General features: G+C 58.7%; 13 protein-coding genes, 1 tRNA gene and 1 pseudogene. 6 read left to right on the top strand and 9 right to left on the bottom strand.

The features are described from left to right. Nucleotides 1–100 precede the first annotated feature (100 nt). The 4 genes and pseudogenes from QP970_RS02530 to QP970_RS02550 all read left to right on the top strand — a co-directional run bounded on the left by QP970_RS02530 (nt 101) and on the right by QP970_RS02550 (nt 6,719). Nucleotides 101–1,570: a DUF3375 domain-containing protein gene (locus QP970_RS02530; RefSeq protein WP_284869508.1), complete on the top strand. Its 1,470-nt coding sequence runs from the start codon at nt 101–103 to the stop codon at nt 1,568–1,570. Continuing rightward, on the top strand, nt 1,570–2,220 hold the full coding sequence (locus QP970_RS02535; RefSeq protein ID WP_284869509.1) for a DUF4194 domain-containing protein: 651 nt from the start codon (nt 1,570–1,572) through the stop codon (nt 2,218–2,220). Before QP970_RS02530 ends, QP970_RS02535 begins: the two co-directional genes overlap by 1 nt. Further along, nucleotides 2,213–5,599 (top strand): annotated as a pseudogene (locus QP970_RS11750) (ATP-binding protein). Before QP970_RS02535 ends, QP970_RS11750 begins: the two are co-directional and overlap by 8 nt. Next, on the top strand, nt 5,586–6,719 hold the full coding sequence (locus QP970_RS02550; RefSeq protein ID WP_284869514.1) for a DUF3322 domain-containing protein: 1,134 nt from the start codon (nt 5,586–5,588) through the stop codon (nt 6,717–6,719). The pseudogene QP970_RS11750 and the gene QP970_RS02550 overlap by 14 nt, the downstream one beginning before the upstream one ends. Nucleotides 6,720–7,056: 337 nt before the next feature. Here QP970_RS02550 and QP970_RS02555 read toward each other — a convergent pair whose 3' ends face one another. From QP970_RS02555 to QP970_RS02565, 3 genes are all read right to left on the bottom strand, one after another. Next, on the bottom strand, nt 7,057–7,440 hold the full coding sequence (locus QP970_RS02555) for a hypothetical protein (protein WP_284869516.1): 384 nt from the start codon (nt 7,438–7,440) through the stop codon (nt 7,057–7,059). Nucleotides 7,441–7,503: 63 nt separating this feature from the next. Beyond that, the gene (locus QP970_RS02560) at nt 7,504–8,673 is read right to left on the bottom strand and encodes an aminotransferase class I/II-fold pyridoxal phosphate-dependent enzyme (RefSeq protein WP_284869518.1); all 1,170 of its coding nucleotides are present in this window, start codon (nt 8,671–8,673) and stop codon (nt 7,504–7,506) included. Beyond that, nucleotides 8,670–9,386, bottom strand: a complete 717-nt coding sequence (locus QP970_RS02565) for a 6-carboxyhexanoate--CoA ligase (RefSeq protein WP_284869519.1) — start codon at nt 9,384–9,386, stop codon at nt 8,670–8,672. Before QP970_RS02565 ends, QP970_RS02560 begins: the two co-directional genes overlap by 4 nt. A 251-nt stretch (nt 9,387–9,637) precedes the next feature. On the opposite strand from QP970_RS02565, the gene QP970_RS02570 reads away from it, so the two are divergent. Further along, nucleotides 9,638–9,710, top strand: a tRNA-Asn gene (locus QP970_RS02570). Between the two features lie 205 nt (nt 9,711–9,915). On the opposite strand, the gene QP970_RS02575 is transcribed toward QP970_RS02570, so the two are convergent. From QP970_RS02575 to QP970_RS02590, 4 genes are all read right to left on the bottom strand, one after another. Continuing rightward, nucleotides 9,916–11,289 (bottom strand): NAD-dependent succinate-semialdehyde dehydrogenase, encoded by a 1,374-nt coding sequence (locus tag QP970_RS02575; RefSeq protein ID WP_284869520.1) that lies wholly within the window; start codon nt 11,287–11,289, stop codon nt 9,916–9,918. A 124-nt stretch (nt 11,290–11,413) separates the two neighbouring features. Continuing rightward, complete coding sequence (locus QP970_RS02580; RefSeq protein WP_284869521.1) at nt 11,414–12,619, bottom strand: oxygenase MpaB family protein; 1,206 nt, start codon at nt 12,617–12,619, stop codon at nt 11,414–11,416. Between the two features lie 33 nt (nt 12,620–12,652). Then, nucleotides 12,653–14,029, bottom strand: a complete 1,377-nt coding sequence (locus QP970_RS02585) for an oxygenase MpaB family protein (RefSeq protein ID WP_284869523.1) — start codon at nt 14,027–14,029, stop codon at nt 12,653–12,655. A 57-nt stretch (nt 14,030–14,086) separates the two neighbouring features. Beyond that, nucleotides 14,087–15,445: an oxygenase MpaB family protein gene (locus tag QP970_RS02590; protein ID WP_284869524.1), complete on the bottom strand. Its 1,359-nt coding sequence runs from the start codon at nt 15,443–15,445 to the stop codon at nt 14,087–14,089. Nucleotides 15,446–15,849: 404 nt separating this feature from the next. On the opposite strand from QP970_RS02590, the gene QP970_RS02595 reads away from it, so the two are divergent. Next, a complete protein-coding gene (locus QP970_RS02595) occupies nt 15,850–16,902 on the top strand; it encodes a PDR/VanB family oxidoreductase (RefSeq protein ID WP_284869526.1) in 1,053 nt (350 codons plus the stop codon). A gap of 76 nt (nt 16,903–16,978) precedes the next feature. Here QP970_RS02595 and QP970_RS02600 read toward each other — a convergent pair whose 3' ends face one another. Then, a complete protein-coding gene (locus QP970_RS02600) occupies nt 16,979–17,902 on the bottom strand; it encodes a DMT family transporter (RefSeq protein ID WP_284869527.1) in 924 nt (307 codons plus the stop codon). Nucleotides 17,903–18,046: 144 nt separating this feature from the next. Further along, nucleotides 18,047–19,423 carry an acetyl-CoA carboxylase biotin carboxylase subunit gene (gene accC / locus QP970_RS02605; protein WP_005284133.1) on the bottom strand — a complete coding sequence of 459 codons (1,377 nt, stop codon included), beginning with the start codon at nt 19,421–19,423 and terminating at the stop codon, nt 18,047–18,049. Between the last annotated feature and the right edge of the window lie 16 nt (nt 19,424–19,439).

Genomic DNA, 19,439 nt, shown 5'->3' on the forward strand with positions numbered 1-19,439 from the left:
TTGGCCCGCGCAGCGCCACCGTGCGCGGGCCAATCCTACGATTCGAATAAGTGAATCAACCTCCGCTGCATGTGTCCGGCGTAGCTGACACAATCGAATCATGTCTGTTGAAGCTCGCGCCCTTTCACTGCGGCGGTTATTAAAGGATTCCGCTGCCGTGCGGTTACTGCAAGCCGATAAAGCTCCGGTGATTTTGGCGCTGATTTCTGAGTATTTCCCCCGCGGTACTCGGGCGCGGCCGGCGGCGGAGGTATATGAGCTCATGGTCACCGACTTCGAGGTGCTCGCCAGTCAGCTCCCGATGCCGCGCACACCACAAAGCTATTGCAATGATTGGGTAAAAGCTGGTTGGCTAGTCCGAAAGTCTGGCAAGAGCTCGCGCGGGGAAACGTTGGAACCAAGCGAGGAAGCACTGTCCGCGCTCGAGGCCGTTGAGCGTTGGGAAACGCCGGTTACTACGGTCACGGCATCGCGTGTGGAATCTATAGGCTCGGCGCTACAACGCTTGGCGCGAGATACAAATGAGGATATTTCGAGCCGCGTCGCCAGCTTAGAGGCGGAGCGAGACCGCATTGAGCGCGAAATTGAAAAGGCCCACCTGGGTCAGTTTGAACGACTGACTGCGGCAGAGACCGAGGAGCGCGTCCAAGACGTGCTGAACATGGCCATGGCGGTGCCAAGCGATTTCGCTAGGGTGCGCCATGAACTCGAAGCCCTCAATCACAGGCTACGCCGGCAGCTGCTGGATCCAGAAGGTTACCGCGGCGAAGTGCTCGAGGAAATCTTTAGCGGTGTAGACCACATCGCGGAATCGGACGCTGGGCGCAGCTTCCGCGGGTTCTATTCCTACCTCATGGATAGAGAACGCAGCGCGTGGCTGGATCAGTGGATTAAGCAAGTTTTAGAAAGCGAGGTCGGCCAAGAGCTGGCGCCAGAGAACCGTCGGCAGCTGCAGAATCTCTTCCGCGATATGGAAGAAACGAGCTTCGAGGTCAATCAAACGATGACTGGCCTGGCACGCAGCTTGCGCAACTATGTCTCCTCAGAACAATTCGCAGAAGACCGGCGCATGATTGAGCTACTTCGTGAGGCACGAGGCATGGCCATTGATGCAGCACAGGCATCGGAGCTAAAAGCCTTTCACCGCATGGAAACGCCCTTGCAGCGCATCGGTATGTCCATTCACTCCGTCTCGCGCATCCAACTAGCCAACCCAGGACGCGAGGTCGTGGAAGAAGCACCGGAAGCCTTCCAGCCAGGCCAGGAGAACGCGGAGGCGTTGTATGAGCTGGTGCGCGAGTCAGAGATTGATTTTGAGGAACTGCATGGGGCGATTCGCGGGGCCGTCGGCAAGGCGGGTCCGTGCACGATTGGCCAAGTATTGCAGGCGTACCCGCCCACGCAGGGCCTAGCCAGCGTCGTGGGATTGGTACATATTGCGGACCAGCACCCGCTACCGGCTTTGCATGATGCGCACGAGAAGGTCACCTGGACCGAGGAAGATGGGACCATTCGCGCGGCGTATATCCCTACTATGTATTTCGATAGCACCACCGTTGAGGAGTTGTAGTGAGCGCTACTGATAATCACCGCGTCGATTCGGCGCATGAGCCCCCGCTGTGGGAAAGCGATAAAGGATCGCTGACCTATAACTCACGCCGCGCACTGGTGCAGCTCTTGAAGGGGCCGCTTGTGCGTGCGCACAAGGAACCTGTCTTATGGTCCGCCATCATCTCGGACGAAGACAACCTGCGCGCCCGCCTGCATGAGGTATTCCTCGAGCTGGTCGTCGATGAAGCGGAAGGGTTTGCGTTTACCCGGATGGTAGAAGAGGAAACGCTGCCCATTCCGCAGGTGCTGCGCACGGATAAGCTCAAGCACATCGATACCGCCATCCTGCTGAACCTGCGCCAGGAACTTGGTTTGGCGTTGCCCGGTGAACGCGTGATTGTGGATGTAGAAGATCTCCGGGAGGGCATTGGCTACGTCCGCGCGGTTGATAACCGCGATGAAGCCGGGTTCAATAACCGCTTCAATGCGGCGATTAAACGCATCCGCAATGAATACTCGCTGCTCAGCGCCACCGAGACAGAGGGGCGCTACGAGGTTTCACCCGTCTTGCGCCAGCTTTTCGATGCCGCCACGGTCACCGCCATCCGGGATGAATACGCCCGCCTCGCAGAAGCCGAGGGCGACCAGGAGGAAGCTTCCGATGACTAACCTGTATCCAGGCCAATTCCGTATCAGCCGTATCCAGCTTATTAACTGGGGCACTTTTCACGGCTACTTTTCCATTCCGGTAGCACGCAAGGGCTTCCTCATCACCGGCGGATCCGGTTCGGGTAAGTCCACGCTGCTTGATGCGATGTCAGCGGTATTGGTGCCGCAAAAGGACCTCAAGTTCAACGCGGCATCGCAGCAGGACCTCGGGCGCAATAATGGGCGCAACCTCGTCTCCTATATTCGCGGGGCATGGCGGCAGCAAGAAAATGCGCACACGGGTGAAATCGCCCCGAAGTATTTGCGTGAGGGCGCAACTAACTCGGTGGTGGCGTTGACCTACGATAATGGTACTGGCACGCAGCACACCCTCATCGCCATCTTCCGCCTTAACGGCGGTGAAAATTCGGTGAGCCAAATTAAACGGCTCTATGGGGTGGTGCAGGGAGATGAGGACATCGATAAGCTCAGCCCCCTACTCACCCGCAGCCTGGATACCCGCAGCCTGGATACCCGCAAGATTAAGGCCATGTACAAGGGGCCTGGTGCGTCATTTACGCCGACGTACACCACGTTTGCGGATCGCTTCCGCAAACGCCTGGGCATCAAGAGCGAGCAGGGGCAGGTCCTGCTGCACCGCACGCAGTCTGCCAAGTCTCTATCCAGCCTGGACCAGCTCTTCCGGGACTATATGCTGGATACGCCGTCTACCTTCGAGCGGGCGGAGGAGTCGGTGGAGCAATTTGAGGATCTGCGCCAGGCATACCTGCGGGTAGAAGACGTCAAGGCCCAGATTGAGACGCTGGCACCCCTGCCCCAATTACACTCCCAGCGCACCACCGCAGAAGCGGATAAGCACAAGGCCGAGGCGATGAATGAGGCGCTGCCGGCGGTGCGCGCCCGCTTGGTAGCAGAAGAACTGGACTATCGCATCCGCGCGCTGACCGCCCAGCAGGCAGAGGCGCACTCTGCGGCCGAGGCGCTCGAAGCAGAGGTCACGCACCTTGACGATGCCGAGCGCCGCGCCGCCGTAGCCGTCTCCCAGCTCAGTGCCGGCGAGCTGGCCGCCCTAGAAGCCAAAATTGAAACCGCAGAGAAGGAAATTGAGCACCGCTCCAAGGAGTTCCACCACCTTGCCGCTGCCGCCGACCAGTGGACCGATCACTTTTAGCTCAACCCGCACGGCTTCGCCGAGCTGCAAGCAAATGCCCGCCTGCGCATCGCGGACTTCGAGGCCGACTCGGCCCAGCTTACTGAGCAGCAGCAAGAAGCCGGAGTGGCCGCCCGCGATGCTGCGACAGCATCCGCGTCCTTAGAAAGTGAGCTGCGCTCATTTAGCTCGCGGCGCACCAATATCGATAAAGCCCTTGTGGAGCTGCGCACCCAACTCGCGCGGGATACTGGCTATGCCGAATCGGAGCTTCCCTTCGCTGGCGAGCTACTGGATATTGCCCCGCAGCAGGCCGAGTGGGAACCGGTGATCCAAAAATTGCTGCACGGATTCGCCGCCACCCTGCTCGTTCCGGAAACCGCGCGGGAAGCCATTAACCAGTGGGTCAATTCTCGCAATGTGGGTACCCGGCTCGAATACCGCACTATCCCGGAGTTTGCACCGGCGCCTGCGCCCGCGCGCAGCCCGCAACAGCTCATCCACAAATTGGAGTTCCAGGATCACCCCATGGCGCAGTGGGTGCGCCACCATATTTCGAGCCGTTTTAACTACGAATGCGTCAACTCGGTGGCCGCGCTCGAACAGGTAACCAAGACCCCAGCCGTCACGCGCGATGGCTTGGAAAGCCGGCCCAAGGACAAGGATGGCTCGACGCGATTTATCAAGGATGATCGCACGCGCTTTAAAGGCACGCGGTGGTACCGAGTGGGTTCCACCAATACCGCCAAGATTGAGCTCCTGCGTTCCCAATTGAATGAAGCGAAGGCCACTGCTCGCGCCATGGCCAAACAGGTCCACGAGCTCAACCGGAAGATGGATATCCTGCGCACGCAGCGCGATAAAGCGCAGCGCGTACTGGAGACTAAATTCCAGGATATTGATACCGCTTCCGCTGAGGCGCGCAAACGCGATTTGCAAGAACAGTACGATTCTTTGGCTTCCTCCCCGGAGGCGCAGGCCTTAGCCACAGCGCACGAGCAGGCAAAGGAAAAACTCACCGCCGCCCGCGGTCAACTGAACGAAGCACAAAAACACCTCGGCAACGTGGAGGGCGAGCTGAACCGTTCCACCCAGCGGCGCCAAAGCATCGGAACCGTGCCCACGGTAGCGGATCAGGGCATCGCCAAGGCGGTCGAAGAGGCCCTGCACAAGGGAAGAAGAAAACTCACCATCGATGACATCGATGCCCGGCGCGATGAGGTGCAGGCCAACCTGCAAGAAACCGCGCGTAGGGCCGCGCGCCGCATCGAGGAGACGAATGCCAAGATTGTCTCCGTCCTGCACAAGTACCTATCGCAGTGGCCGGCGGAAGCGGCGGATTTGGAGCCACAGGCGAGCTTCGCCGGCGAAGGCATGGAGAAGCTGAAGTTCCTGCGCGCAGACCGCTTGGCGGATTTTCGCGCTCAGTTCTTGGAGCTGCTCAATGGCACGACGGTGCAAAACCTATCGCACCTCGCCTCCTCCCTTCGCCATGCCCGTAGCGATATCGAACAGCGCATGGAGTTTATTAATAAGTCCCTGGAGCGCACGCCCTTCAATGGGGACCGCACCCTGCGCATTGATGTGAAAGATGCCCGGGGCCAGGTGGTGCAAGATTTCCAGCGGGATCTCGATGCCGCAACGTCCCATAGCCTGGCGGAGATTAGCGCCGATGAGCCCGAAGCTGCGGTAGCGCGCTACCACGCCTTGGATAAGATTCTCAGCCGCTTGGGTTCGTCTGAGCCGGAGGATATTCGGTGGCGCAACCTGGTTCTGGATACCCGCAAGCACGTCAGCTTCATCGGCCGCGAGTGCTACCCCGATGGCACGACCGCGAATACTTATCAGGATTCCGCCTCTCTTTCCGGCGGCCAGGCCCAAAAGCTGGTGTTCTTCTGCTTGGCTGCGGCGCTGCGCTTCCGCCTGGCGGAACCAGACCAGGACGTTCCCACCTACGGTTCCATCATTTTGGATGAGGCCTTTGATCGCGCCGACCCAGCCTTTACTCGCACCGCCATGTCCGTGTTTGCATCCTTTGGTTTCCACATGATTTTGGCAACGCCATTCAAACTCATCCAGACGCTATCGCCGTACGTGGATGGCACCATCGTGGTCAATTACGACGAGCCCATTATCCAGGGCCGCCCGCAGGCGCGTACGGGCTATTCGCTTATCGATGCCACCTCCTATCCCCAGGAATCCCAGGAGTCCCCCAATGCGGATGCCTAGTGACCTGCACACACATGCGGCAAAATACCTGCACAACCACTTTGCGGAGGCCTTAGCCGCCCCGGATTCTCTGAATATCGATTGGCCGCTGCACCCGCCCACGGCCGCCAACGCCGCGCGCAATGTCGCCACCACCCAGGAGTTCATCCGCGCCTGGCAGCGCTGGCCGCACCAAGAAGAGATCCACTACGAACAGCGCAATTGGTCCCGCACGGGCCTAGGCACCAATTCCGTTCCCACCCGCGCGGTCCTTACCGGTGCGCCCCGCATCGCCGCGGCCGCAGGCCTCAGCGCCGAATACTCCCGCGCGCAACAATGCGCACACGACATCGCCGCGATCTTCCCCAACTCGCCTGCATTCGCCGACGCCGCGTACCGCACCTATGCCCAGTGGAAGGACCTAAGCGCATACGATCTGCGCTGCTTAAAGCCATGCTTGACCTGGCTGCGCGCCCATCCAAATTCCGGCGAGTGGGAGCGCGCCGTCCCAGTTGAAGGAGTAGACGGCAAATGGATAGGCACCCACCGCCGCATTTTACTCGCGCTGCTATCTCCCTTCGGCATCACGGATTTGGGGCTGCGCCGCACCGATGCTCGCCTGCGTCTGCGCTACCTCAACCACGCCCCAGCGCTGTCCGATATCGAGGTTCCCCTTTCCCAGGCTGCACAGCTCTTTCCCGCCTCTCCCCCGCGCGTTCTCATCGTAGAAAACAAGCAGACCTTCCTAGCCCTGCCCCTGCTTTCCGATGCCGCCCCACCCACCATCGCCATCCTCGGTTCCGGCAATGCCGCCCGCCAACTTCACGCCCTTGCCTGGCTCCACGATGCCGAAATCACCTACTGGGGCGATCTCGACGCCGCCGGCTTCAGCATCCTCAACGGCGTGCGCGCCCACTTTCCCCACACGGAATCTCTGCTCATGGATACCGCCACCGTCACCGCGTTCCGCCACCTCGCGGTCCCCGATCCCGGCGACGGATCCGCCATGCTTAGCCACCTGACCACCGAAGAGCAGCGCGCCTACCGCCTCCTCTTCACCGAGGGCAAGCTACGCATCGAACAAGAACGGATTCCGTTCGCGCATGCCAATGACGCGATTCAATCTACGTTTCAACGCTAGGTTTTAGGTTGGGGAAATCTCATCAGAGGACGCAACCCATTGCGAACCCAGTTTCGGGGTCTCGCTCCTATCGTCCGTTCTAGAATCTCTAGAGATATCGCGCTCAAACTAGATCCTCGACCGACATTATTCGAGGGTCCCCGCCAACCAGGCAGGAACCCTCAAACCGCGTGTGACCACGCTTTTCTAGTAGCAACAACCCGTCTTCACCGAAGCGGGCTATCACCTCTGATAGTTGTTACCGTATTTTTCTTTCTCCGCAGCAGCAAGACGAACGCGAGTAAAATTACCTGTTGAGCCCTCAGCTAGTAAAACCTTGCGGCGGCGTCTCCATTTCTCAAGGCATCGCAGTCCACTCGATGTCCTCAAAGCCCCAGTCGGAGAAGTGCCAGGTGATAGTCTCGGTGGCATCGATAAGCGCGTGCTCCATTGTCTCTTCATCGTCACCGGTAACGGAGAGTTCGAGCATCACTGAAGTATCTTCTTCGTCCAATAGCCCCACGTCCAAGGGGCCGCCATCATCGAGGCCGGACACAAAGCGCGCAGTCCAATTATCTCCACCAAAGAAACTGGAGTCATCTTCTATAGCGTGCTTTTCTTCCAAGTCCCACACGGCTTCAATGATGTCCCAGTTGGCGGTAATTGCAGCGGACAGCTCGGCGTCACGCCCGTACAGCACCAGCTCGTGGAGCCACGAATAGTCAATAATGAAGCTGCTCATGATGGTTCCAAGTGTAGGCGACGAGAGAAGCCATTCCTTAAACGCACCCACCGTGCGTTTAACTTATAAACCCAGTTGTTTAAGTTCTGTGCAGAGAGCATCAATCTGCGCCCGCGTGTGAGTTGCCATGAGGGTAACGCGGAGAATCGCAGCGCCACGTGCAACAGTTGGCCACCGGATTGCCGGGACGATAAATCCATGGTCAAGCAGTGCAGCGCTAGCGTCCATCGCGGCGGCCTCATCGCCCACATGCACGGGGATAATCGGCCCTTGCTGTGGCGTCGTCCCGCGTGTGTTGTGCCAATAAGAAATATTGTTCTGCAGTTGGCTAACCAGACTGGGATCAGACTCAATGAGCTTTAACGCCGCGAGCACGGCGGCCGATGTTGCTGGCGTGGGCGAGGTAGAAAATACGAAGGACCGGGCTTGTTGTCGCAAGAGCTGCGCCACCGGCTTACCCGTTGCTACGAGTCCGCCTTCAGCACCAAGCGCCTTGCTAGCGGTAATAAGTTGGATATCGGGCTGAACGCCGAAATATTCTGGCAGGCCAAGGCCGCGGTCGCCGACGGTGCCAAACGAGTGAGCATCATCGACCATAAGCCATGCGCCGTATTCGCGTGCCAGCCGCGATAGCTCAGGCAAGGGCGCGAGCACCCCGTCCATGGAAAAGAGGCCATCGGTAACCACCAAGGCATACTTGGTGGTTCTGGTAGCCAAGGCATCTTCCACAGCGCGGGTATCGCGGTGCGCCGTGACGACGAGGGAGGCGCCGCTGGCCTTTGCGAGCCGGCAGCCATCGATGATGCTGGCGTGGTTGCGCGCATCGGAAATAATGGTGAGTTCGGGCGAGGCCAATGCCTGCAACGTCGATAGGTTGGCCTGATACCCGGTGGCAAAGAATACCGAGTCTGGATACCCAGTCAGCCGGGCCGCAGCGGCTTCTACCGCAACGTGTAGATCAGAGGTGCCGGTGGTCAAACGCGAGCCGCCTGAACCTGCGCCGTAGTGATCAACGCTGTCCTTTACGGCGTTTTTAATCTCCGGATGCTCTGCCAGGCCCAGGTAATTCGACGAGCTAAAGAGCACCGCCTCTTTGGCCGTCTTCCCGGTGGCCACCCGCAAGGAGCTTTCCGGGACTTGCCTACTTGCAAAGACCGAAGGGCTGCGCCAGAGGCCGTCTTCTCTCCACTTATCCAGGCGCGCCGATGCGACTTGTTCTAGGCTTTCGTTCACTTTTCTGCCTCAAAATCCACGAGTACGGCGCGGTTTTCCAAATAATCAATCAACGCTTCGATATCGGCGCCTGGTTTGATGATGAATGCCCGCGCCCCCTCGTCCGAGCCAAGCTCTTTAATGTACGGAAGGCGGTGGTACGTGTCATCTATGCAGACGTAACCGGTGGTATAGGCCGGATCATCAGATACGCAGACTTCTGCTAGAACGTCAGGATGCGCGGCAACCTTGCTCGCCAGAACGATGGCTTCACGGGCTGCATCCTTGCCTTTGAATTCTTCCTCTGAAGCGCCGCACGCGTCCATATGGCTTACGCGGACGCCTCGCTGTGCATCTGGTTCGCAGCGCGCTCCTGTATCGGCCGCAATAAGCATTGCCCCGCGCATATTCCTGGCTCTAAACGTCTCTTCAATGACTATCTGGGAATGAGCGGTCATGGGGCGCAATAGTTCCTCGATGACGCCCCTGGCCTGCGAAGGCGATTGCACCGCTTCTTCTTTTACTCCTACGGAAGGGACGTGCAGAATATCGGATTCGGCCACAGCCTCCACCGTGATGAAGGTATTTTCCGCCATTCCCTTCGGGTGCGCCAAAGCACGCTCGAATAGCGCCGCGCAGACCGCCGGAACCTCGTGTTCCCTGACAATTCGCTCTGCTCCCGAAATGTGCTGGCCTGCGGAATCAGACCGCATTCGCACTGAGAAATAAGTCATAATCTGAGGGTACCGGACGTATTGAACGGTGTTCAGGAAAAGAGAAAATTAGCCATCCTCGGCCAGGCTCCAGGCGACGTTTCCCACACAGGAATACACAGGCCATGCGCTTGCCGATGCCTCCAACCTCACCCACGTCCTACAGCTCAATTTTTCCGGCTAACCAGGCGATTTGTGTGAAAACGGCGTTAGCCTATATAGTTAATTCTCGTTGCACAGAGAACGGCACGTTCGACGTACAACATGGATATTCCTCCATAGCTCAGTTGGCAGAGCATTCGACTGTTAATCGAAGGGTCACTGGTTCGAGCCCAGTTGGAGGAGCAGACTACATCCCGCCCAGCATTGCGCTGAGCGGGATTTTTCGTATGCGCGACACGACTGGTCGCGGCGGATACGAAGGATTAACCAGCAATGCAGACAGCAAAAAAGGGGCCTAGCCATTCATTCAAATGCTAGGCCCCTTCCCTATTGCACTCTACGTGCTCGCTGCAGGCTCAGAAAGCGCTGAGCGAGCCTCAACGAGTAATTAGTCGTTGATGTAGAGGTACTGCTTGTTCACGAACTCGTCCAGTGCGAAGACGGAGAGCTCGCGGCCGAAGCCGGAGTTCTTGACGCCACCGAATGGCAGTACTGGGGAGAAGTACTGGCCCAGGTTGACGTGAATCATGCCGGTCTCGATCTGGTCAGCAACCTTGGTGGCGCGCTCGGTGTCATCGGAGAAGACGGCACCGCCCAGGCCGTAGTTGGAGTTGTTGGCCAGCTCTACGGCTTCCTTCTCGGAGGAAACCTTGTAGATCTCTGCTACTGGGCCGAAGAACTCTTCGTAGTAGGAGTCGGAACCAACGGGGACATCGGTAAGCACGGTCGGCTCGTAGTACGCAGCGGTCTCGTGCAGGTTGCCGCCGGTGCGGACCTTAGCGCCGTTGTCCACAGCGTTCTTGACCTGCTTGTCCAAGTTCTCTGCTGCTTCGCGGGAGGACATTGGGTAGTACTGGTTCTCGCCCGGCTGGGTTGGGTCAGCCTGCTTCATGCCCTCTGCAATGCGGACCATTTCATCGACGAACTCATCGTAGATGTCGTCCATGACGATGATGCGCTTGTTGGAGGTGCAAGCCTGGCCAACGTTCTCGATGCGCTTGACCCAAGCTTCCTCGGCAGCCTTGGTGACATCGGCTGCATCCAGAATGATGTAGGGGTCGGTGCTGCCAAGCTCCAGCACAACCTTCTTCAGGTTGCGGCCGGCGATCTCAGCCACAGCGGCACCAGCGCGCTCGGAACCGGTCAGGGATACACCCTGGACACGCTTGTCCGCGATGATCTCTTCAATCTGCTCGTGGTTTGCGTAAGCGTTAATGTATACGCCCTCTGGCAGACCAGCCTCGCGGAAGATCTCCTCGATGACTGCAGCAGACTTCGGGGTGATTTCGGCGTGCTTCAAGATAATGCAGTTGCCGTTCATCAGGTTCGGGCCAGCGAAGCGGGCAACCTGGTAGAAGGGGTAGTTCCACGGCATGATGCCCAGCAGGGTACCAATGGGCAGGCGGCGGAGGGTGGCCTTACCACCTGGCACGTCAACTGGCTGGTCCTTGTTGTGCTCTGGGGCGTTGTCTGCGTAGAACTGCAGGATGTCACCGGAGAAGTTAATTTCCCACTCGCCTTCTGGGGTGGACTTACCCATCTCCTGTGCGGCAATCTTGGCCAGCTCGCCCTTGCGTTCCTTGAGCAGTTCCGCTGCGCGGGACACAATCTTGGCGCGCTCCTCAATGGGAGTCTCGCGCCAGGTCTGGAAAGCCTCGTTGGACTTAGCCAGAACCTCTTGGATCTGCTCATCGCTAAAGGTGTCGAATTTCTCTACTACTTCATTGGTAGCGGGGTTAGTTACCGCAAAATCCTTGGACATTATTGGATCCCTTTCTAAGTGGATTCTTGGAACTATTGTGGCGGCGAACACAATCCGTGTGCGCCTGCCACAAGAGTACTTAAAGTTCTAGTGACGTGTCACCCATGAAAGTGGGTAATTTGTTTTAGGAGGCCGCGACGACCGAGCCATCCTTCATCTTGATGCCCTCATCCTGCTTCATATAGGTGGCATCGCGAGTGAGCATCTGGCGCACCGCCTCCTCATTCTTCTGGATTTCCTCCTCGAGCGCCTCCGGATCTTGGCGGAGGAGGTCGAAACGCTCCTGCACCAGCGGTGCCTCCATTTGCAGGATGGGGCGCATGACGGAGTCGGCCACTCCGCAGGCATCGGCGACCTCATCGCCATGAATGATGCGCACGTGCGCAGCGGTCCAGTCCGCCAGGGTGTCATCGGGCATGCCCGTGAGCTCCTTGGCGTTGACGACGAAGCCGTCCATGAGGGCATCGACAAGCTTGCGGGCCGATTCATTGATCTCGCCGTCGACGGTATGGATGGCGTCCATGGTCTCCTGGGAAGCCTCTACCCCATCTTCGCCTTCGAAAAGGTCCGTAGAAATCCCCAGCATGCGCCCGGCAATCTTCCACAGGTAGAACGCGTCCTTCTCTTCCTCTGCCGTGAGCTTCCAGCCCATGTTGCGCAGGCCGGCGTACGGAATGTAGGTGAAGTCGAACCAGGTGCGCAGCATGTCGAACTCGCTAATCGGCGCACCGTAGTGGGAGTAGTCCAGCTCCTTGCGGGTGTGTACGCGCCGCACGTGGGCGTGGATGGCGCGCACCATGCCGGTGTGGATGAAGCCTTCGCCGCCGGGCTGCAGCGCATCCGGCAGGTAGAGCGAATAGGTCCAGTTGGTGGTGTAGGCAAGGCGCTTGACGGCGCCATCGGTAAGCTCACCGGTATTGACCAATAAGTCCGCGATCGCCGGGGTGGAATAGGTGTGGACCAGCGAGCCCGGGCCCAGCGCCAGGCCGTGGCTGAGCGGCGGGATGGACAAGTAGACGCGGCGGCCGCGCTCCAGCTTCTCGGCATCGATGCCGTCGAGGGCCTTAGTCATGTCCTCGATGAGGGCAGCAACCTCTGGGAAGGTGTCCTCGTTGGCAGTGCCGCGCGCGAGGGCATCGCGCAGGTTAGGCATGATTTCCTTGACGGTGTGGCCACTGGTAAAAAGCGCATCAGCTACTGGGTCCATCTTCCAGAAAGCCTCGTGGTAGCGGTCGGCGCGCTCTTTGCCAAAGGTAGCGATGAATTCTTCCTTATCGCCGCGACCGGCAGGCCACTCGCCTACGGTGCCTAGGGACATAGTGTTAGTCATGGTGTTCTCCTCTGAGAATGGTGTGGAGATGGGTTAGCTGCGAGCTTCTTTAGAGTCATCGTGCAGCGTGTAATCGGACTTGGTCTCTGGCTCGTTTTTCGCGATGTGCGCCTTAATCACCGCGGTAACATCGGACCATGGCGGCTTATTCTTATTAGCGCGCTTAATCTTTGCTTTTTGCGCACCCGGCAGCTTGTCCCGCAGGCGGGCAACCTTGGCCTCTGCCCGCGCTGCGCCCTGGTATAGCAGGGCCCACGGCTTGAGGTTCACCTTTTCCCAGCGCGTGCCCTTGACCATGAACTTGGTGTCTTCCACACCGCAGATGGTGGTCAACGCTCCTAAGGCCACATTGGGGACCAGCGGGTGGATGGTTTCGAGAATGCTCATCAAGGCGGTGGCTACGCGCTCATGGTAGGTGGAGGAATATCCACCATTGGCGTAGATATAATCCGTCATCTTGCGCATTTCATCGCCGGTCTTAGGGATGAGCCGCTCTTCAGCACCCATCATATAAAGGATATATCCCCAGTACTGGGCCACATCGTCCCAGTCCTGGCCGGAGTGCGGCCGGCCAAAGCGCTCGTCGATGGCCAACGGCATCATCCCAAACCAGCCCTCACCGGAGACCAGGAAGCTGGAGCCAATCGGCCGGCCGAATTCGTTGTAGTGCTCCTTGCCCCACATCTTCTCCAAGCCGCGATTAGCTTGGGAGTGCAGCAGGCGGACGCGCACGGCAGCCTTGCGGCCTTCACCGAAGCGGTCAAAGACGTCCTTCTTGCCCAAATCCGTGAAGAATTGCGCCGTTTCAATGGAGCGCTGCATGGCCTTAAACTCGAACATCCCAGTCTCACCCGTGGCCGCCGACGTGCGGTCCTCCATCGTGGTAGCCCAGTATGCGAAGGCAATAGCCAAAACCTCTGAGGTGCGTGTGACGTTGTAGTAGGCCACGCGGCCGCGCTCTGCGGCCTCGAGGTCCAGCCACTCCGGAATTCGGTCTACCTCTTTAAAGAAGTCCACCAACTCCGGGGCCGGGTCCTCTACCGTCTCGATGCCGTGGTTGAGCGCCTGCTCAAACTTAGCGCGCGATTCCTTGGCACCGTCACGACGGAAGGCCTCCGCCAGCTTTTCACCGGTCTCGTCGGTCTGCCACATGTGGTCATCGAGAAGCTTGGTTTGCAGGCTATCGTAGCCTGCCCAGTCATCTTCTACCGTGTGCCAGGAGTCGAAGACATTGTGCCGCAACTCCGACCAGCCTGGGGCCGCGGTGCGACGCTTCGGCGCCGGGCGCAGGTCCATGCCATCGCGGTAGAAGTAGCGGAAATCCTCATAAGGATTATCGGACATGGGCAGAACCTTTGGTTCCGCCTGCGACGTGTTAGCAACGTCAGAGGTATCTGTGGGAGCAGTCATTGTGTTTTATTCCCTTCCTTATTATTAAACTTTGGTAACTAGCAGCGAGTGCGCCGGCTAGTTTCGACGGGCTTCCTTGGAATCATCGTGCAGGGTCCACTCGGCCTTGACGTCTGGCTCATGGTTGTTGATGTGCTCTTGCACTTCTTCCAACGCATTGATCCACAGTGGGCGACCTTGCGTGGCGTTGTGCTTCTTGTATTCCTCCGCGCCAGGTTTTTCATCGGCTTCGCGGGCTTCCTTTGCCTCTGCGCGCGCCTTGGCTTCGAAGTCTTTGGCCGCCTGGGAAAAGTCCATATCGGCCCAGCGGGTTCCTTCCACCATGAACTTGGTGTCCTCTTCTCCCACCAGCGTGGCCAGCGAGCCCAACATTTCTAGTGGAAGGTCCGGATTCATCTGTTCCACGATGGACATCAGTGCCGTAGCCACCCGCTGGTGGTACGTCGAAGAACGCCCGCCGTTTGCGTAGATGAAGTCAGTCATCTTGCGCATTTCATCGCCGGTCTTGGGGATGATGCGCTCTTCCCCACCCATCATGTACAGCACATATGCCCAATACTGGGCAACGTCGTCCCAGTCCTGGCCGGAGTGGGGGCGGCCGAAAAGCTCGTCGATGGCCAGCGGCATGAGCGCGAACCAGCCTTCACCGGAGACCAGGAAGCTGGAGCCAATCGGCCGTCCGAATTCGTTGTAATGCTCCTTCCCCCAGAGCTTTTCCAGACCGCGGTTGGCCTGGGCGTGCAGCAGGCGGACGCGGACTGCGGCCTTGCGGCCTTCCCCAAAGCGGTCGAAGACGTCTTGTTTGCCCAAGTCCACGAAGAACTTGGAGGTCTCCAGTGCACGTTGCATGGCCTTGAACTCGAACATCCCAGTCTCGCCAGTGGCCGCGGAAGTGCGGTCTTCCATGGTGGTGGCCCAGTAGCCAAAATTGAAGGTGAGAAGGTCTGCGCTCGGGGTGGCGTTGTAGTAGGCGACGCGCCCGCGCTCGGCGGCTTCAAGGTCGATCCAGTCTGGGATGTTATCGACCTGGTCGAAGAAGGCCACCAATTCCGGCGATGGGTCCTCGACGGTCTCGATTCCTTCATTCAGCGCCTGCTCAAATTTAGCGCGCGATTCCTTTGCACCATCGCGGCGGAAGGACTCCGCCAAAGCGGCACCCTGCTCATCGGTTTGCCACATGTGATCATCGAGCAAACGCGTTTGCGGGGTGTCGTAGCCTTCCCACTCATCATGGACAGTGTGCCAGTGGTCAAAGATATTGTGACGCAGGGTGGACCAGCCGGGCTTATCCACGCGGCGCTTCGGCGATGGGCGCAGATCCATGCCATCGCGGTAGAAGTAGCGGAAATCCTCATAGGGATTATCGGACATGGGCAGAACCTTTGGTTCCGTCCGAGTTTCGGTAGGAGCAGTCATGGGGAGTGAACAACCTTTCCAATCTTGGTGCTACACAACACATATTTCCTAACTATGTGGTCTAGTTCACCATTTAGCTGTGCACGTAAGCCTATAGAGACACTGCCCTCCACTGCAATGAATTTTGAATGCAATTTTCCGGGAAATTACCGGGCACGAACACCGCCGCTACACCCGTCTTCACAGCACCTATCCTCTCCTGCGCAAATAGCAAAAATGCCCGTCTTGGCAGATTTTGCAAACTCTCCGCCTGCTCACCCCATATAGGTGTACTAGGCGCACACGTGTCCGCTATGCGAACGCTTTTGTAACCTGTCTCTCCTTTTAGGCTGTACCATGACGTGCATTACATTCAGTGAATTGGCAATGAACCACAGCCACGAAAGTGAGGTCTATTCACCCCTATGCCTAGTTCTCCTTCCCAATCTGCATCCCAGCTTGCCGATGCCCCCTCCACCACCGCCACGGTGGAAAACGTCACCGCCGTAGCCGATGACCTTGCGGTTATCGAGTTTTCGCTGGACGGTGATGCGCAGCTCGCAAATTATTCCCCCGGCTGCCACGTCGATATCACCCTCCCAGGAGCTAACGGCGAGATGCTTACCCGGCAATACTCGGTTTTTGAGCTGACCGGTTCCTCTTCGCCTGCCGCTGGCCAACAGGCACGGCCAACGTATGGCGTCGCGGTAAAGCGGGAGGCAAACTCCACGGGCGGCTCGATTGCAATGCTCAAACTGCGCCGCGAGGATAGCTTTGAAATCTCGCAGGCATTTAATAACTTCGAGCTCGTGGCAGACGCCGGCTACTACGTTCTTGTTGGCGCCGGCGTGGGCATTACCCCCATGCTTTCTATGGCTCAATCCCTCGAGCGCGAGAACAAGCCGTATATCGTGCTCTTTTTCGCGCGCGATGAACACCACGCGGTGCTGCTCGAGCAATTGCGCGAAACCTGCGGTGATAAGCTCATTGAGGTCTTTGGCCGCCCGCGCGACAAGCAAGCAGACATCTACCGGCATCTGCTGGGCCAAGCGCCGAAGGAGACGGCCTTTTATGTCTGCGGCCCGCAAGGCTTCATGGATTCCGCCAAAGAAATCGCGCTCGAGTATCTGCCCGAGCATGCCTTCCACTGGGAGAACTTCCACCCCGATCTAAAAGCACTGTCCGGTGAGAAAAACGCTGGGGCCGGCGACGGCCCGTTCGAAGTAGAATTTTGCGGCGAGACGGTAGAAATCCCAGCGAATAAGACCGTCCTAGAGGTCCTCGAGGATCTCGATCTGCCCGTAAAATCGCGCTGCTTGGAAGGCACGTGCAGCACCTGCATCATGCGCGTGGTCGACGGCGAACCAGATCACCGCGATTCCGTCTATGACGCGCAAATGTATGCCGATGGTGCCTTCGCACCGTGCGTCTCCCGCGCACTAAGCCCCAAGCTCACCTTAGAGCGCTGGCGGCAATAACCCTTCGCTCCGGTCCCAGCCGGGCGTGGGAGCGAAGGGTGGGCAAAAAGGGGGCATCGGCAAGCGCGGCACAGCCCTATAGGGCGCGCACCATAATCACGCCGATAATGACCAAAACCAAGCCGATGATGCGATGCACCGGCGGCAAACCGCGCTCGGCATTGCCCCAGCCCAGCGATTCAATGACCTGACCGCAAATGATTGAGCCCACCAGCGAGCCGATGACCGTCGTGCCGGTGCCGATCATGGGCGACAGCGTCGCGCCGCCAACCACAAAGAGCGCGCCGAGCACACCGCCGAGCCACATCCACCAGGGGCCGGGTGCGATACCGCTCAAAAGGGCGCGGCGGGGAGCCTTCCACCCCAGGGTGAGCAGGGCCAATAGAATCACGCCGACACCCAGGGAAATGACACTGGCGGGCATGGGGCTATGCAACGCACCTCCCAGATAGCCGTTGACGGCGGTTTGGGTGGCAGAGCCCATGCCGATGAGCACGCCGAAGACCCGCCACAGCCACAGAGAAAGCCCGGTGGCTTGCGCGCGCGTGGTGGCAGCGCCCCGGCCGATTTCTAATACCAAGGCGATGCCGCCCACAACGATAAGCGCGCCGAGGATGCGCAGCGGGCCGACGGGAACCAAGGGGGATTCGAAAAGGCCGGTCAGATCATAAATAAGGCCCATCGTCACCTGTCCCAGAATGGGCAGGATGACGGTTTCTACGCTGCCGATGCGCGGGAATAGCAGGATATTTCCCACGATGAAGGCCACGCCCATAAAGCCGCCGAGCCACACCCACCACGGTTGGGCGGCCGCCAGCGCCAGGTCCGGTATCGCGTCACCGGTGACTATCAGCGCGAGTATGGCGGAGACGGCAAAGCCGATAATGAAGGAGAAGAACCCGGCGGCGATGGGCGAGCCCACGGACTCGCGCAGACGAGTATTAATGGCCGTTTGCGCCGGCACGATGGCGCCGACCAGCATGGCGGCGATAACCAACATTGTTTTCCTTCCCCACAGGTTTGGGTCTAAGCAAAGCCTGGGACTAGGCGTGACATAGAGATGTAATTTTAGAGACTTAAAATGCAAAAGAGTGCAGGCCGGCACAAAGCGGAACCTGCACTCTCTCGCTAAAGGGAGCCGAGTTTAGTCATCCGTAGGGATGGAGTCGGTACCTTCCAGCAGCTTGGCAACGTAACCAGTGTTGAACTCGCCGCTGCGGAACTTCTCGCTATCAAGCAGCATGGCTTGGAATGGCGCGGTGGTGACAACGCCTTCTACCTGCAGCTCGTCGATGGCGCGCAGCATACGGGTGATGGCCTCATCGCGGTCTTCTGCCCATACGATGAGCTTGCCCACCATAGAGTCATAGAACGGCGGGATGGTGTAGCCCGTTTCGATGTGGGTATCCATGCGCACACCGAAGCCACCTGGCACGCGGTAGTGTTCGATCTTGCCCGGCCGCGGCGCGAAGTTCTGGTTCGGATCTTCGGCGTTGATGCGGCACTCGATGGCGTGGCCACGGATTTCCACATCATCCTGGGTAATGGACAGCTTCTGCCCGGAGGCAATGCGCAACTGCTCCTTGATGAGGTCCACACCGGTGATCATCTCCGTTACGGGGTGCTCCACCTGGATGCGGGTGTTCATCTCGATGAAGTAGAACTTATCTTCGGTGTTATCGAAGACGAACTCGATGGTTCCGGCGTTCTTGTACTTCACCTCTTTACACAGGTTAATCGCGGCTTCCTGCATCTCCTGGCGCAGCTCATCAGTCAGCACTGGCGAAGGGCCTTCCTCAATGAGCTTCTGGTTGCGGCGCTGCGAGGTGCAGTCGCGCTCGCCCAGGGCGACGGCGTTTTCTCCATCGGCCAGCACCTGGATCTCGATGTGGCGGATATCCGTCAAGAAGCGCTCGATGTAGACCGACGGGTCATTGAACGCGGACTCTGCCTCGTTCATGATCTCGTTGAGGTCCTTTTCCAGCGTGTCCTCGGATTCCACCACGCGCATACCGCGTCCACCACCGCCGGCGGCTGCCTTAATCAGCAGCGGGAAACCGGTGTTATGGGCAACCTCGAGGGCCTCATCGAACTCGGTGACCACACCGTCGGAGCCCGGAACGGTGGGAACACCGGCGGACTTAGCGATGCGCTTAGCCGCGATCTTGTCACCCATCAAGCCGATGTGCTCAGCCGAAGGGCCAACAAAGCCGATCTCTTCTTCTTCCACCATGCGGACAAAGTCCGGCTTCTCGGACAAGAAGCCGTAGCCTGGGTGAATGGCATCCGCCTTGTACGCCATGGCGGCAGAAATAACCAGCTCGGGGCTGTTGTAGCTCTTGGAAACATTCGCCGGGCCGATGCAGACTGCTTGATCGGCAAGCTTTACCGGCAAGGAGTCCTTATCGCCTTCGGAATAAGTAAGGATGGACTTAATGCCCAATTCCTTGCAGGCGCGAATGATGCGAAGCGCAATCTCACCGCGGTTAGCAATGAGCACGCTACCTAATAGATCTGACATATTTTCCTCCAGGTCG

Origin of the sequence: Corynebacterium sp. MSK073, assembly GCF_030232085.1 — a bacterium.
Taxonomy (GTDB): Bacteria; Actinomycetota; Actinomycetes; order Mycobacteriales; family Mycobacteriaceae; genus Corynebacterium.